The organism is Arthrobacter saudimassiliensis (assembly GCF_059090665.1).
On sequence record NZ_JBNHFX010000001.1, the window covers coordinates 48,776 to 63,383 of the forward strand.

13 protein-coding genes are annotated in these 14,608 nt (G+C 72.3%); 6 read left to right on the plus strand and 7 right to left on the minus strand.

Features of this window, described 5'->3' with window-relative positions; all coding sequences use genetic code 11:
• The first annotated feature begins 76 nt into the window (after positions 1–76).
• From AC5RV6_RS00205 to AC5RV6_RS00225, 5 genes are all read left to right on the plus strand, one after another.
• Positions 77–1,099, plus strand: a complete 1,023-nt coding sequence (locus AC5RV6_RS00205) for a thiamine pyrophosphate-dependent enzyme (RefSeq protein WP_494005274.1) — start codon at positions 77–79, stop codon at positions 1,097–1,099.
• Positions 1,100–1,232: 133 nt separating this feature from the next.
• Positions 1,233–2,198, plus strand: a complete 966-nt coding sequence (locus tag AC5RV6_RS00210; protein ID WP_494006592.1) for an alpha-ketoacid dehydrogenase subunit beta — start codon at positions 1,233–1,235, stop codon at positions 2,196–2,198.
• Positions 2,191–2,523, plus strand: a complete 333-nt coding sequence (locus AC5RV6_RS00215; protein WP_494005275.1) for a biotin/lipoyl-containing protein — start codon at positions 2,191–2,193, stop codon at positions 2,521–2,523. Before AC5RV6_RS00210 ends, AC5RV6_RS00215 begins: the two co-directional genes overlap by 8 nt.
• A 2-nt stretch (positions 2,524–2,525) precedes the next feature.
• Positions 2,526–3,326 (plus strand): alpha/beta fold hydrolase, encoded by an 801-nt coding sequence (locus tag AC5RV6_RS00220; protein ID WP_494005276.1) that lies wholly within the window; start codon positions 2,526–2,528, stop codon positions 3,324–3,326.
• A 181-nt stretch (positions 3,327–3,507) separates the two neighbouring features.
• A complete protein-coding gene (locus tag AC5RV6_RS00225; RefSeq protein ID WP_494005277.1) occupies positions 3,508–4,452 on the plus strand; it encodes a serine/threonine-protein kinase in 945 nt (314 codons plus the stop codon).
• A gap of 84 nt (positions 4,453–4,536) precedes the next feature.
• Here AC5RV6_RS00225 and AC5RV6_RS00230 read toward each other — a convergent pair whose 3' ends face one another.
• The 5 genes from AC5RV6_RS00230 to AC5RV6_RS00250 form a co-directional block, all read right to left on the minus strand.
• Positions 4,537–4,689, minus strand: a complete 153-nt coding sequence (locus AC5RV6_RS00230) for a hypothetical protein (protein WP_494005278.1) — start codon at positions 4,687–4,689, stop codon at positions 4,537–4,539.
• A gap of 131 nt (positions 4,690–4,820) precedes the next feature.
• Complete coding sequence (locus AC5RV6_RS00235) at positions 4,821–6,143, minus strand: MFS transporter (RefSeq protein ID WP_494005279.1); 1,323 nt, start codon at positions 6,141–6,143, stop codon at positions 4,821–4,823.
• 73 nt (positions 6,144–6,216) lie between these two features.
• On the minus strand, positions 6,217–9,336 hold the full coding sequence (locus AC5RV6_RS00240) for an AAA family ATPase (protein ID WP_494005280.1): 3,120 nt from the start codon (positions 9,334–9,336) through the stop codon (positions 6,217–6,219).
• A complete protein-coding gene (locus AC5RV6_RS00245) occupies positions 9,333–10,520 on the minus strand; it encodes an exonuclease SbcCD subunit D (protein ID WP_494005281.1) in 1,188 nt (395 codons plus the stop codon). The genes AC5RV6_RS00240 and AC5RV6_RS00245 overlap by 4 nt, the downstream gene beginning before the upstream one ends.
• 95 nt (positions 10,521–10,615) lie before the next feature.
• Complete coding sequence (locus tag AC5RV6_RS00250; RefSeq protein WP_494005282.1) at positions 10,616–11,659, minus strand: MIP/aquaporin family protein; 1,044 nt, start codon at positions 11,657–11,659, stop codon at positions 10,616–10,618.
• A gap of 181 nt (positions 11,660–11,840) precedes the next feature.
• Between AC5RV6_RS00250 and AC5RV6_RS00255 the strand changes: the two genes are divergently transcribed.
• Positions 11,841–12,935, plus strand: a complete 1,095-nt coding sequence (locus AC5RV6_RS00255; protein WP_494005283.1) for an ADP-ribosylglycohydrolase family protein — start codon at positions 11,841–11,843, stop codon at positions 12,933–12,935.
• On the opposite strand, the gene AC5RV6_RS00260 is transcribed toward AC5RV6_RS00255, so the two are convergent.
• Both AC5RV6_RS00260 and AC5RV6_RS00265 read right to left on the minus strand, forming a co-directional pair.
• Positions 12,932–13,915, minus strand: coding sequence for an exonuclease domain-containing protein (locus AC5RV6_RS00260; protein ID WP_494005284.1), 984 nt, complete (start codon positions 13,913–13,915; stop codon positions 12,932–12,934). The two genes, AC5RV6_RS00255 and AC5RV6_RS00260, sit on opposite strands and share 4 nt — an antisense overlap.
• A complete protein-coding gene (locus AC5RV6_RS00265; RefSeq protein WP_494005285.1) occupies positions 13,916–14,602 on the minus strand; it encodes a DedA family protein in 687 nt (228 codons plus the stop codon). It abuts the gene before it with no gap.
• Positions 14,603–14,608: the final 6 nt, after the last annotated feature.

Below are 14,608 nucleotides of genomic sequence, written 5' to 3' on the forward strand. Positions count from 1 at the left end.
GGCACGATCTGTACACGCTGCACAGCGTTTCCGCGCCGCTTTGCTCAGTGATGCCAGCCACAGTTACGTTTCCTCCATGGACCTAAACACCACGAGCATCCCGGCGCTGACCGCGGACGAGCTGCGCCGGCTGTACCGGCTACTCGCGGCGGTGCGCGAACTCGACGTCGCCGCCGTCGCCTGGCAGCGCCAGGGCATCATTCCCGGCTACGCCCCCGAACTGGGCCAGGAGGCCGCGCAGGTCGGCAGCGCCTTCGCCGTCGACACCTCCCGCGACTTCGTTTTTCCCACCTACCGTGAAATGGGCGTCGCCCAGGCCATGGGCGTGGACATGGTTCAGTACATGTCCACCCACAAGGCCTCCTGGCACGGCGGCCTGTACAACCCGGTCGAAACCCGGCTCGCCCCGATCCAGGCGGTCGTGGGCGGCTCGGTGCTGCACGCCGTCGGCTGGGCACACACCCAGCGCCTGGACGGCTCCGACGGCGCGGCGATCACCTACTTCGGCGACGGCGCCAGCTCCCAGGGCGACGTGCACGAGGCGATGAACTTCGCCGGCGTGCTCAAGGCACCGGTGGTCTTCTTCGTCCAGAACAACGGCTGGGCCATCTCCCTGCCGACCGAGTCCCAGGTCGCCGGCGGCCGCGTCGCCGCCCGCGCGGCCGGCTACGGCATGCCCGGCATCACCGTGGACGGCAACGACGTCGCCGCCGTCGTCCAGGCCACCAGGGCCGCCCTGGAGCACGCCCGCTCCGGTGCGGGCCCGGTCCTCATCGAGGCCATGACCTACCGACGCGGCCCGCACTCGACCTCCGACGACCCCGGCCGCTACCGCAGCCTGGACGAGGAACGGCGCGACGGCGGCACCGACCCGCTGGAGCTGCTGGCCTCCCGGCTGCTCTCCGAGGGCATTGCCGACCAGCAGTTCCTCGACGAAGCGCGGGCCGCCGGCGCCGCCGAGGCGGACCGCGTCCGCGAAGGCGTCATGGCGCTGCAGCCGCGCCCCGGCAGCGAGCTGTTCGACTTCGTCTTCCAGGAACCCACCGAAGCACTGCAGGCCCAGGCCGCCGCCTGGCGAGAGGAGTCCGAGCATGTCTGAGAAGCTGAGCACCGCCCCCGGTGCGTCGGACCTCGCCGCCGCAGAGGCCAACACCGGCGGCACCGCCGCCCAGGAGCAGTCCGTGGACGCCGTCGCCCCCGCCGGCACCGGCCCGCGCACCGAGACGCTGTCCATGCAGCAGGCCCTGAACCGGGCGCTGGCCGAAATCCTCGAAGCCAACCCCAAGGCCGCCGTTCTCGGTGAGGACGTCGGCCGGCTGGGCGGCGTCTTCCGGATCACCGACGGCCTGCAGCAGCGTTTCGGCGCCGACCGGGTCTTCGACACCCCGCTGGCCGAATCGGGCATCCTCGGCCTGTCCGTCGGCATGGCCATGGCCGGCTGGCACCCCATCCCCGAGGTGCAGTTCGACGGTTTCGCCTATCCGGCGGTCAACCAGATCATCACCCAGGTGGCGCGGATGAACTACCGCAGCCGGGGCACCCTGCCGATGCCGATCACCCTGCGGGTGCCCAGCTTCGGCGGCATCCGGGCCCCCGAGCACCACGGCGAGTCCCTCGAGGCGCTCTTCGCGCACGTGCCCGGGCTCAAGGTGGTCTCGCCGTCGAGCCCGCACGAGGCCTACCATCTGCTCAAGTACGCCGGCTCCCGGCCGGACCCGGTGATCTTCATGGAGCCGAAGTCCCGCTACTGGCAGAAGGCCGAGGTGGACCTGGCCGACGGCGGTTCGCCGCTGGGCTCCAAGGTCGTCCGGCCCGGCCGGCACGTCACCCTCATCGCCTGGGGCGCCATGGTGGCGCGCTGCCTGCAGGTGGCCGAGCTGGCCGCCGAGGACGGCATCGAGGTCGAGGTCCTGGACCTGCGCTGGCTCAAGCCGATCGATGCCGCCGGCCTGGCCGCGTCCGTCGCCCGGACCCGCCGCGCCGTCGTCGTGCATGAGGCGCCCCTGACCTCCGGGCTGGGCGCCGAGGTGGCCGCGCTCGTCACGCAGCACTGCTTCGACACGCTCAAGGCGCCCGTTGAGCGGGTCACCGGATTCGACGTACCGTATCCCTCGGGTGACCTCGAAGATGAATACATCCCGAACATTGACCGGATCCTCTTCGGGATCCAGCGAGTATTGGAGTACCGACGTGGCTGAAATTCCCTTCCCCCTGCCCGACCTCGGTGAGGGCCTGATCGAGGCCACCGTCCTGGAATGGCTCGTCGCCGTCGGCGACCAGGTGGAGCGCAACCAGCCGCTGGTCGAGGTGGAGACCACCAAGTCCGCGCTTGAACTGCCCTCCCCGCAGGCCGGCCTCGTGGCCCGCATCTACGGCGAGCCGGGCGAGAAGATCAACGTGGGCGAGCCGCTCATCGTCTTCGAGGTTCCCGACGACACGGCCGGCATCGTCGGCACCGTCCCGCAGGAGGGGCCGGCCCGGCGCCGGGTCCGCCTGTCCGCCGTCAACCTCGACGAGGACTGAGCATGGGGGTCGAGTCCCACCTGGTCGAGGGCACCGCTCCCCGGCTGTTCAGTGAGACCCACACGCCCGACGGCGCCGCCGCCGTCGGGCGCCCGGTCCTGCTGCTGCACGGGTTCGCCTCCTCGACGAAGCTCAACTGGGAGGATTCGGGCTGGATCGCGGCGCTGACCGCGGCCGGACGCACCGTCATCACCGTTGACCTGCCCGGCCACGGGCGCAGCCCGGCGCCGGCGGACCGGGAGGAATACCGGCCCAGCCGCCTGCGCGCCGAACTGCTGCAGCTGCTGCAGGACGCCGGGGCGGCTCCGCTGGCCGAGGACGACCCGGACTCCGGCGTGGACATCATCGGGTACTCGCTCGGCTCCAGGCTGGCCTGGGAGTTCGGCGCGACCCAGCCCGAGCTGGTCCACCGCATGGTGCTCGGCGGGCCCGGCAGCGGGGACCCGCTGGCCGACTTCGACCTTGACGGTGCCCGGGAAGAGCTGGCGGGCGGGCAACCGGTGGCCGATGCGCGGACGGCGGAGCTGCTGAAGATGGCTCAGCTCGCTCCCGGGAACGACATCGGCGCCCTGCTGCAGATGGTGGAGGCGATTAAGTGTGAGCCGTTCACTCCTGCCGCGCTCGTACCGTCGATGCCCCTGCTCCTGGTCGCCGGCGAGCGGGACGATCTCGCGGCCAGCGCTGACGAGCTCGTGGAGCTCAGCGGACAGGCCGAACTGGTGCGGCTGCCCGCCAGGACGCACACCAACGCGGTGACCTCGCGCGCCTTTAAGACCGCTGCCATCGGGTTCCTCGCCGGATAATCGCTGCGTCTGCGGGGGCCACGGTCCCCGCAGACGCAGCGATTATCTCGTTTTGGCTACGGCTTATCCGCATTGTCTAAATAGCTAGAAAGACAAGATAGGATGGTCGAGGCGGACTTTCGTGGAGAAATTTTCCTCAGTCTGCTGATGATTTGTTTGATGAACCTCGAGGAGGACACCCGTGGATGTACTCCTGGGACAGCGGTACCGGACCGTTGAGCTGATTGGTTCCGGCGGTGCGGCTGCTGTCTACCGCGCGGTGGACGAAAACCTCGGGCGTGAAGTGGCGGTGAAGCTGTTCCAGCCCAGCGCCGTCGGCGATGACGAACAGCGCCGCCAGCAGACGGAGACCTCGCTGCTGGCCACCCTGAACCATCCCGGCCTGGTGACCCTGCTCGACGCCGGTGTCTACCACGACGAGACCGGCCGTGGTTCCAGCTACCTCGTGATGGAGCTTGTCGACGGGCCGGACCTGCGCCGCCGCCTGAAGAACGGCCCGCTGCCGGCCCTGACCACGGCCACGCTGGGCGCCGACCTCGCCGACGCGCTGAACTACGTGCACACCAACGGCGTCATCCACCGGGACGTGAAGCCTGCCAACATCCTGCTGTTTCCGCAGGCGGACCAGGACACCCGGCTCTACCCGCGCCTGACCGACTTCGGCATCGCCCGGCTGATCGAGGCCACGGTCGCCACGGCGCACGGCGCGACCATCGGCACCGCCAGCTACCTCAGCCCGGAGCAGGCCTCCGGAGGCGAGGTCACGCCGCGCTCCGACATTTACTCCCTGGGCCTGGTGCTGCTGGAATGCCTGACCGGAGAAAAGGCGTTCCCCGGGCCGATCGTTGAATCCGCGGTGGCCCGGCTGCTGCGTGATCCCGAGATTCCCGCCCACGTCGGACCGGAATGGACCGACCTGCTGCGGGCCATGACGTCCCGCCGGATCGACGAGCGCCCGGAAGCCCACGAGGCGGCTGTGGCCCTGCGCTCCCTGGCGGTTGAGCCCGAGCAGTCACTCCCGGAACCGCCGGCTGCCGGACCGGCGCCCGAAGACCAGGTCACCGGAGGCATCACCACCGGAAACATCTTCATTCCGCAGCCGCCGGACCACGCCCCGTCCCTCTGAGCCTGCGGCAGCCGTTGCCTGCCTGGTGCACATGAGGAAGGCCCCCGGGACAATCCCGGGGGCCTTCCTCATGTCACTGTCCGGCTAGCTGTTGCCCTGGTCCTCGGCGGCTTCGGGATCCTCCTCCGGCTCGAAGCTCGTGGGCTCATCCGTCGTGGCGGCCCCGACGCCGTCTTCCTGCGCGGGGATGGTGCCTTCGGGGCCGGCCCCGCCGTTTTCCTTCTGGGATTCGCTCATCGGTGCTCCTTGATCCGGTTCCACAGGCGGATATGGCTCCCACCTGCGCTTTCATCGATACTAAGCCACCTTCGGGTCCTCGGCCAGAGCCTGCCGAAAGCACGGGTAACCATGCAGGGGCGCGGACCGGTTCAGGCGCGCGTGCTGCGGCGAAGGACGAGGTGTGCGGCAAGGCTGAGCAGGAGCATGGCGGTGGCCGCCCCGGCGGGCACCAGCAGCGACGCGCCGTGGCCGTGGGCCTCGGCGAGCGGGCCGGCCAGCGCGGACCCGAGGGCGGTGCCTGCGACGGTGCCGCTGGCCAGCAGCGTCATCACCGTCCCCACCAGGTGGCGGGGTGCGACCACGGACCCGACGGCGAAAATGCTCACCATCGTCGGACCGACCGGAATGCCGAGCACGAACAGCGCCACCACCATGGTGGGGACATCAGCGGGCAGCAGGACCAGCCAGACCAGGGCGAACATGCCGGCCGAGGAAAGCAGCCAGCGGGCCACCGGCCCGATGCGGGCCGGCCAGTAGGCGACGGACAGTGCCGCTGCGGCTGAGCTGAGCCCCATCACGGCGTAGAGCAGGCCGGCGGCGGAGGTCATGCCGAAGCTTCCGCTGAACGCGGTGAGGCTGGTCTGCATGGAGCCGAAGAATGTGCCCATGGCCAGCATGCCCAGCACGGGCACGGCGATCGTCGCCCCTGCGCGCAGGGAAAGCGGGGCCGGTGCGGCCCTGCCGCTGCGGCCGCCGGCAACGACGCAGGCGGTCGGGTGCAGGGCGAAGGCGGTGACCATTGAGGCGGTCAGCAGAGCCGCCAGCGCCAGGGGCAGCCAGGGGGCGATCACAGAGGCAAGCAGGCCGACCAGCGCCGGCCCGAGCACGAAGGTCAGTTCGTCGGCGGTCCCCTCATAGGAGAGCGCCGTGTCCAGGTCCTGCGCCGATCCCCGGCGGGACGTCAGGGCCATCCAGCGGACGCGGGCCATGGGGCCCACCTGCGGGGTGGAGGCGCCCATCAGCAGGCATGCGGCCAGTACGGCCCAGGGAGCGGTGTCCGGCTCGAGCGCCGCGGCGCCGAGCAAGGTCGCGCCGATGGCCAGCGGATTCAGGACGGCGGTGGTGAGCAGGACGCCGCGCTGGCCCAGGCGGTCGGCCAGGAAACCGACGACGGGGGCGCCGATCGCGGAACCGATGCCTACCGCTCCGGCGGCGAAACCGCCCGTGGCGTAGGAGCCGCTGGCCGCGGTGACCAGCGTCAGGGCGCCGACGGTGAGCATGGCCAGGGGCAGGCGGGCGAGGAAGGCGATGGTGAAGAAGCTTCCGCCGGCAAGGCGGCGGATCCGTCCGAACCGGCTGCCGGTCAGCTCCGACCCGGCGGCATCGGAAACACCCGCGCTGTCGGCGGCGGGGTCCCGGGGGGATTCGGTGTGGACATCGGATGAGGCTGAAGAAGAAGTGCGGATACTCATTTGACCTTTGACAGGAAAAATTGTGCGCATCGTCCCTCCTCCCGATGCGCGGGACCCGGCTTTCCCCGCCATTCTACCCGATGTCGCCGCCGGTCAGCCTGGTGACGATGTGTGAGCCGCGACGCCCCTTGACGATCTGCAGCTGGGAGGTGACCCGCTGTTTCATTTCGGCCACGTGGCTGACCAGCCCGACCACCCGGCCGCCGTCGCGCAGGCCTTCCAGCGCGTCCATCACCTGTTCCAGTGACTGGTCGTCGAGGCTGCCGAATCCCTCGTCGACGAAGAGGGTCTCGATGCTGACGCCTCCGGCTTCCTGCTGCACCACGTCGGCGAGGCCCAGGGCCAGTGACAACGACGCCATGAATCCCTCGCCGCCGGAGAGGGTACCGGTATCGCGTCGCTGGCCGGTCCATCCGTCAATCACGTGCAGCCCGAGCCCGGCCCTGCGGTTCCCGGACCGGGCGTCGCTGTGCACCAGGGCGTAGCGGCCCCCGGTCATCGCCGCGAGCCGTTCCGTGGCGGCGGCGGCCACCTGCTCGAGCCGCGCGGCCAGGACGTAGGTGCTCAGGGCCATCCGGTAGCGGTTCTCCCCCGCCCCCCGGGCGGCGTCGGCCACCCCGCGCAGCAGCTCGCAGCGGGCCGCCAGCGGTTCCACCCGCGCGCTCACCGCGCGCGCCTGCACCGCGTACCCGGCGAGGACATCGGCTGAGTCCCGCAGCCGCTGCACCAGCAGGTCGGCTGCGCGGCGCCGCTGCCGCAGGGATTCCAGGCCGGCCTCGGCGGCGGCGATCTCATCCTCCGTGGGCAGCGGCCGGCCGTCGTCGTCCTGCCCGCCCAGTGCCTCTTCCCGCAGGGCAAGCCGCCGGCCCTGCTCCTCGTGCTCCTCGACGCGCTCCTGCAGCTGCCGCGCCAGGGGCTCGTCCAGCAGCGCCCCGCGGACCGCGCCGGCGTCGGCGAACTCGGTGCCGGCCAGGGCCGCAGCCAGGGCGGCCTCCGCCTCAAGGCTTCGGGCAGCGCGCGCTTCGGCCCGGCCCAGCGCCGTGCGCGCCGCTTCAACCAGGCGGCGCAGTTCAGTGAGGACCGCGACGCGCCCGGCCAGGGTGTCGAACCCGCTGCGCAGCTCTCCGGTCCTGGCCGCCAGCTCGGCGGCGCGCTGCTGTGCTTCCGCCGCACGGGTCCGGGCCGCGGCCTCCGCCACGCGGGCTTCCTGCTCGGCCTCGGCGTGGCCCTGCTGCCGGGCCAGGAGCTGTTCCCGGCGCTGTTCGCCGGCGGCGAGGGCTTCGGCCTCGCGGACGGCCTGCTGTATTGCCTGCTGCAGCGCCTGAACCCGCCCGGCGGCGTCCGAGGCGTCACCGTCGCCGCCCTGCGCGCGCAGGCCCTCCTGCTGCAGGGCCAGCGCCTCGGCCTCGCGCCGCGCCGCCTCCCAGTCCTCTTCGGCTGCCGTGACCTTCTCGCGCAGCTGCTCCTCGGCCTCCCGATCAACGGCTTCGCCCTCCGCAGGCGGTGGTGCGGGCGCCGGATGCTCCACGGCTCCGCACACCGGGCAGGAGCTGCCGGGAACGAGCCCGGCCGCGAGGTCGGCGGCGGCCTGTTCCAGCCGGCGGGCGACGGCGTCCTGCCATTGCCCGCGCAGGTCCTGGTAGCGGCCGCGCAGGTCGGCGGCACCGGCTGCCGCGGACGCCGCGGCTGCCGCGACCTTCCGGAAGGCGGCCACCGCCTGTGCGGTCGCCTCAGCCTCGGCGAGGTCCCGTCGCAGGCCCTGCAGCGCCGCCCCGGCGTCCTTGAGCCGCTCCAGGTCCGCTTCCACGGCATCGAGCTCAGCGCGCAGCCGGAGCCGTTCGGCGGCGGCCGCTTCGGCACCGCGGGAGTGTTGGGCGGCCTGGTCGGCGGCAAGCGTGGCCTCCGCCGCGAGCTGCGCGGCCCGCTCCTCCTCCGCCAGCCCGGCCCTGGCCGCGGCGAGGTCCTCGGCCAGGGTGTAGTCAAGCCCGGTCAGCGCCTCTGCCAGCGCGTCGCGCTCAGCCGGCAGGGCGCCGTAGGCCAGGGGCGGCTCCTGCAGGCGGCGGGCCAGGGCATCGACCGCATCCGCCGCAGCGTCTTCGGCCTGCGCGGCCGCCTCCGCCGCGGCCTGCCACGCGTCGAGCACGCCCGCCACGGCACACGCGTGCCGGTGGGCCTGCAGCTGTGCCCGAACCGGCTCCAGTGACGCCTCCTCCTGGAGATGGCGCTCCTTGTCCCGGGCCAGCCGGCTGCGCTCCAAGCCGCGTTCCCGCCGCGCGTGCAGCGCGGTGCAGGCCAGGTCGGCTTCGGCCACCGCCGCTTCGCCGCCGGCGAGGTCCTCTTCGGCCTGCTTGAGCCGGGTCCTCAGCCGGTCCTCTGCTGCTGCGATGCGCTGGACCGGATCGGCCGCCTCATCCGCGGCCGCCGCCGTGTCATCTCCGGCTGCGTCTGCCTCGTCAGGTTCCCCGGGGCCCCCGCCGGCCTGGGTTCCGTCTTCCGTCACCAACAGGTCCTCGCGGTGGCGGAGCATTTCGTCGTCGGCGCGCCGCAGGACGTGGTCCAGTTCCTGCTGCTCCGCTGCGAGCTTCGCTTCGGCCGCGGCCGCCTCCAGCCGCAGCTGCTCCTCCACGCGCTCAAACCGGTCGGTGCCGAAGAGCTTCTGCAGCAGGACCGCACGTTCGGTGGCGTCAGCGCGCAGGAATGCGGCGAAGTCGCCCTGCGGCAGCATCACCACCCGGGTGAACTGTTCCTTGTTCATGCCGAGCAGCGCCTGGATTTCCGCGGACGCTTCGTCGTTGCGGGCGGACTTCTCCATCCACTGCCCGCTGACCAGTTCACGCAGCAGGGTCCGCGCCTGTTCCGTCACCGTCGCCCGCCCTCCGGCGCGCTTGGCCGGCCGTTCCCACTGCGGTGACCGGGTCACCTCCAGCCGGCGGCAGCCGGAGGAGAACTCCAGGACGACCTCGGGAACGGCAGCCGGTTCGGCGTGGTCGCTGCGCAGCCTTTTGGCCTGCTGCCGCGCCCCGGGCACGCCCCCGTACAGGGCGAAGCAGATCGCATCAAGCACGCTGGTCTTGCCTGCACCGGTGGGCCCGTTAAGCAGGAACAGCCCCTGCGCCCCGACCTCGTCAAAGTCGATGACCTGCCGTTCGGCGAACGGCCCGAAGGCCTGGATCTCGAGCCGATGGATCCTCATGCCGTCACCTCCTCTGCCTGGACGGCAGCCAGGACTTCGGCGATCAGCGAGCGCTCGGCGTCGTCCGCTGCGCGGGACCGCACGTGCTCCAGGAACCCGCAGCAGATATCGAGATCGTCGGCGGCGCGGGCCATCCGCTGGCTGTAGGTCTGGACGGGACCGTCGGCACCGGGCGGCGGGTCGAAGGACAGCACCAGGGTGTCGGCGAAGCGCTGCCGGAGCCGGTCCATGGCGCGGGCGGGCCGCTCGCGGTCGGTCAGCGTGATCTGGCACCAGGCCTGCTCGGCCCAGGCCAGAGCGGGATCCGACAGCAGCTGCTCCAGCTCGCCGCGGAGTACGGCCAGGCGCCTGGGCTGCGGCCAGGACACCGGCTCCACCACGGGCGCAAAGCCATCGCCGAAGTCCAGCAGCCAGGCGCCCTTTTCCTGGCCGGCTTCGGAGAATGAATAGGCGAGCGGGGAGCCGCTGTAGCGGGTGGCGGGGGCGAGAACCTGCCGGCCGTGCAGGTGCCCCAGAGCCGTGTAGGAGAAGCCGTCGAACAGGTCCAGCGGGACGGCCCCCACCCCTCCTACTGCGAGGTCCCGCTCGCTGTCGGAGCTGAGGCCTCCGCTGGCGAAGGCGTGGGCCATCACCACGGGCCGCACCGGCGCCCCGTCGGCGGCCCGGCGGGAGACGTCTGCGCGGATCCGCCGCACTGCCTCGGCCAGGACGGCCTCATGCGAGGGACGGTCCACGCCCAATTCGGCGGCGGCCAGCCGCGGCTCCAGATAAGGGATTCCGTAGACGGCGACCGGTTCGGTGCCCCGGCCGCTGCCCTGTTCCGCGGGGCCGCCGAGCAGCACCGGCCGGTCCAGGTCGGCGGGGCGGGTGCGCAGATGCACCCCGCCGCGCTCCAGGACCCGCCCGCCGAAGCCCAGCCGCGCGGCGGAGTCGTGGTTGCCGGAGGTGATGATCACCTGGGCGCCGGCGCCGGTGACCGCCGCGAGGGCCTCGTCAAGCAGCCGGACCACGTCGACGCCCGGCAGGGCACGGTCATACACGTCTCCGGCCACCAGAACCGCGTCAACGCCGTGTTCCGTGACCGTCTCGACCAGCCTGGCCAGGAAGTCCCGCTGCGCTTCAAGCATGCCGACGCCGTGGAAGGAACGGCCGAGGTGCCAGTCGGAGGTGTGGAGAATCCGCATACCTTCAACCTACCCGCCCCCTCCGACAGTTCCGGATTCCGGAACCGGCGGGGGGGGCGGCCGGGTGCGCTATAGGCGGCCGACGGGCTGCGGTCCTAGCTGCGGCCGCGCCGGCCCTCGCCGTCGCCGTCGTCGCCGGGCGTGTCGAAGCTGTGCGCCGCGTCGCCGGCCGTGTCGTCAGGCCTTCCGGTTTCTCCGGCGGCAGCCGGCCCGGCGGCGGTCGCGGCGGTCGCGGCGGTGCCGGTGGCCCCGGCGGTCCCGGCGGTGCCTGCGGCAGCACCGGTCCGGGGCTGCGTGCGGACCTCCGTCCGCTCCCCCTCCGCCGCAGGACCGGCCACAGCGGCGTCATCGTCCATGCGCTCCGCGGAGCCCGGGACCAGGTCGATGCTGCGGTAGATCAGGCCGGTGATGACCGCGCCCACCAGCGGAGCAACCCAGAACAGCCACAGCTGTTCGCCGCCGGAAAAGTCGGCAAACAGCACCGGGGCGGTGGACCGGGCAGGGTTCAGCCCGCCGCCGGTCACCGGCCCCAGGACGGCCAGCAGCACCGCGTAGGTCAGGCCCACGGCAAAAGGCGCGGCTCCGGCCCGCAGGCCGGACCCGGCCGTGGCTCCCAGGAACACAGCGGTCAGCAGCGCGGCGGCGATCACCTCGAGCAGCAGCGCGCCCGCCAGCGGGAATCCGAGGGCGCTGTCCTCGCCGAAGCTGTTGACGGACTGGGCAAAGATCTGGCTCACGGAGGTTACCTGCGGGTATCCGCTGAGGGCGGTCCAGAGCACGAAGACGCCGAAGACGGCGCCGATCAGCTGCGCGACGACGTACGGCCCCACCGCGATCCAGGGCGTACGGCCCGCGACGGCGGACCCCACGGTGATGGCGGGATTGAAGTGGCCGCCGGAGACATAGCCGAACGCGACCATCGCGGCGGCAAGGCCCAGGCCGAAGCCGAACGGCGCCGGCACTCCCCCCTGCGTGCTGAAGATCGTCAGTCCGAAGCCTGCGAAGATCAGCAGCGCGGTGCCTGCGGCTTCCGCCACGGACCGGCCCACCAGACCGTAGCGGCGCCCGGCGCCGCGCTCTGAGGGTTCGGGGTGTGCGGTCCCGGCCGCGCTCGCGCCGGAAGTATTGGGAGCTGTCATGGGAGAAAACGCGTCCTGTCCTCGGGCGGGCGGTAGCCCGCGGGATGCCTCGCAGGGCCGTGTGGCCCCGGCTACAAACTACCCCAGCCTGCCCGGGGCGTCTGTGCACCGCCTGGAAAAACCCTGAACACCGGCAGGAGGACCGCAGGGGTGTCAGCGGAAGCCGCCTAAGCTGGTAGCCGTGACTTCCCTTCCGCGCCCAGAGCCTGAATCCGCCCTTCCCTCCGCAGCCGGACGCATCCGGGGCTGCCTCGCCGGCCTGCTGGCCGCCGACAGCCTGCTGCAGCCGCACCCGGGCGGAGCGGGACGCCCGACGGATGAGGCCGAGCTGGCCCTCTACACGGTGGACGGGCTCGTTGAGGCGCTGCAGTGGGCCAACGACGGCGTGAGCGCCGATGAAACGGCCTGCCTCTGGCTGGCCTACCTGCGCTGGGCACGGGTGCGCGGCCTGCCCGTGGACGACGGCGCCCCGGCCGCCCCGGCGCGCCCCCTGGACCGGCTGCTGGCCGGCGCCGGGGCGTCCGCCCGGCCCGATGCTCCCGGCGGGCGGGCGCTCACCCTTCCGGACATGGGCACCATCGGGCGTCCGGTCAACCCGGGGGCCGACGACGACGGCGCGCTGCTGCGGTCGGTGCCCGCCGGACTGATTCCGTATCTTCCGGAGGAGGCCGCGGCCCGGATCGCCCTGAACGGCGCCGCGCTGACGCACGGCCATCCGCTGGCCTGGCATGCCGCGGCGGCGCTGGCCGCTCTCGTCCACGCCCTGGCGGAGGGCCGGCCGCCGCAGGCGGCCGTGTCCGCGGCCGTCTCCCTCGCCGCCTCCGCGCCCGTGCCCGAACTGGCCCGGGCCCTGGCCGCCGCACAGGCGGAGGGTGCGGCGGGGCGGCTGCCTGCAGCTGACCCGGCCGGTGAAGGCGGCGGACGACGGGCTGACGTGGTGCTGGCCGCGGCGGTCCAGTCCGTGCTGGCCGTCGCGGCGGGCGCGCAGCTGCCGGACGAGCAGGTACCGGACGGAGAGCCGGAACGGAACCGGCCGGGCGGCGCAACTGCTGCCGGTGCTGCTGTCCGGCCGGCCGAGGCCGGCTACCGGAGCGCCGTCCAGGCGGCGGCCGCCGCCGGCGGACCCGTGGCCGGCGCAGCGGCCGGTGCACTGATCGGCACCTGGCTCGGTGTCGACGCGGTGCCGGCGCTTTCCGCGGCGGAACCGGCGGCGGAGGCGCTGGAGCACGTGGCGGCGGAGCTCATCCGGGTCACCGGGAGCGCAACCGAGGGCTAGGCGGGAAGCCTGGCCTCGAGCATCTGCAGGAACTGCACCTCGGAGAGCACCAGGATGTCGCGGCCCTGTTCCATCAGGTCCAGCGCCCGCCGCGCCTTGCCGGTGAGGCGGCCGCTGCGCAGCTCGGCGGCGTCGAATCCGTCCCCCACCACGAGCACCCCGGTGCTGCGGGTGACCGTGCTGGCCGGACGGGCGCCCACGCCCGCCGCCAGGTCCTTGGCGGTCTGCCGGGGCATCGCCAGCTCACCGGTGAAGACGATGGAGCGGCCGTACAGCGGGTGGCCCGGGTCGGCGTCGGGATTCGGCGCCGTGTTCACCCCCTCCTGCGGCCAGCGCGGAGCCGGCGGCACGGTGCCCCGGGCCAGGATGTCCCTGGTCGGCCGGGACATCTCATCGATGCCGGGCCGGTAGGCCGGCATATGCGAGGGGCGCAGATTGGCGGCCGCGAAGTACTCCGCCAGCGAGGCGCAGCCGGCGCGGCGGACGACGTCGATCATGATCCCGGCGCAGGCGCGGGCGTCTTCGGCGGCGTCGTGGTGGTTCACCAGCGGCACGCCGGCGGCTTCGGCCGCGAACGGCAGCGAGTGCGACGCCAGCGTGTAGGTCCGGCGGGAGTGCTGCACCGTGCAGGTGTAGTCGTAGGCCGGCCCGGGCAGGTCGGAGACCTCCAGGGCCGAGCGGATGACGCCCAGGTCGAAGGCGGCGTTGTGCGCGACCAGGATGTCCTCGCCGATGAACGCCCCGACTTCGGCGAACAGTTCGCCGAACCGGGGCGCGGAGGCCACCATTTCCGCCTCGATGCCGTGGATCCGTACGTTGCGGAAGTCAAAGTGGTCGTGTCCGGCGGGCGGGCGCATCAGCCAGGCGGCTTCCTCGACCACCCTGCCGCCGCGGACCTTGGTCAGGCCGACGGCGCAGGGCGAGCCGCGGAATCCGTTGGCTGTTTCGAAGTCAATTGCGGTAAAGGCGAGGTCCTGCACTCAGGCGTCGCCCCGCTCCGCGGCCCGGCGGCGGCGGTTGGTGCGGATCTTGGAGACCAGCCACCAGGCGGCACCGATCACCACGGCGACGATGACGATCTTCTGGAAGACGTCGGCGTACTGCTCCACCACGTGCCAGTTTTCGCCCAGCAGGAATCCCGCGCAGATGAAGATGGTGTTCCAGATCAGCGAGCCGGCGGTGGTCAGCAGCAGGAACATGCCCACCGGCATGCGCTCGATGCCCGCGGGGATGGAGATGAGGCTGCGGAAGATGGGGATCATCCGCCCGAAGAACACCGCTTTGTAGCCGTGGCGGTCGAACCAGGCCTCGACCTTGTCCACGTCCTCCAGGTCCACCAGGGGCATCTTGTCCACGATGGCGCGCATGCGGTCCCGCCCCAGCCAGGCTCCGATCCCATAGAGCGCCAGGGCGCCGACGACGGAGCCCAGCGTGGTCCAGATCAGCGCGGCAATGATGGAGAAGTTGCCTTGGCTGGCGGCGAATCCGGCCAGCGGCAGGATCACTTCGCTGGGCAGCGGCGGGAACAGGTTTTCCAGGGCGATGGCCAGCCCGGCTCCCGGAGCACCGATGGTCTCCATGAGCTCGACGGACCAGTCGGCAAAGCGTTCGATCAGGGATCCGTCGGTGGCGGCGGCCTCGGCGGCGGCGGGAATCAGGATAGTCATAGCGCC

Bases quoted from the DNA above. Each gene is read 5' to 3' on its own strand.
- AC5RV6_RS00205 (WP_494005274.1), top strand. From the start codon at position 77: ATGGACCTAAACACCACGAGCATCCCGGCGCTGACCGCGGACGAGCTG.
- AC5RV6_RS00210 (WP_494006592.1), top strand. From the start codon at position 1,233: ATGCAGCAGGCCCTGAACCGGGCGCTGGCCGAAATCCTCGAAGCCAAC.
- AC5RV6_RS00220 (WP_494005276.1), top strand. From the start codon at position 2,526: ATGGGGGTCGAGTCCCACCTGGTCGAGGGCACCGCTCCCCGGCTGTTC.
- AC5RV6_RS00230 (WP_494005278.1), bottom strand. From the start codon at position 4,689: ATGAGCGAATCCCAGAAGGAAAACGGCGGGGCCGGCCCCGAAGGCACC.
- AC5RV6_RS00235 (WP_494005279.1), bottom strand. From the start codon at position 6,143: ATGAGTATCCGCACTTCTTCTTCAGCCTCATCCGATGTCCACACCGAA.
- AC5RV6_RS00240 (WP_494005280.1), bottom strand. From the start codon at position 9,336: ATGAGGATCCATCGGCTCGAGATCCAGGCCTTCGGGCCGTTCGCCGAA.
- AC5RV6_RS00245 (WP_494005281.1), bottom strand. From the start codon at position 10,520: ATGCGGATTCTCCACACCTCCGACTGGCACCTCGGCCGTTCCTTCCAC.
- AC5RV6_RS00250 (WP_494005282.1), bottom strand. From the start codon at position 11,659: ATGACAGCTCCCAATACTTCCGGCGCGAGCGCGGCCGGGACCGCACAC.
- AC5RV6_RS00265 (WP_494005285.1), bottom strand. From the start codon at position 14,602: ATGACTATCCTGATTCCCGCCGCCGCCGAGGCCGCCGCCACCGACGGA.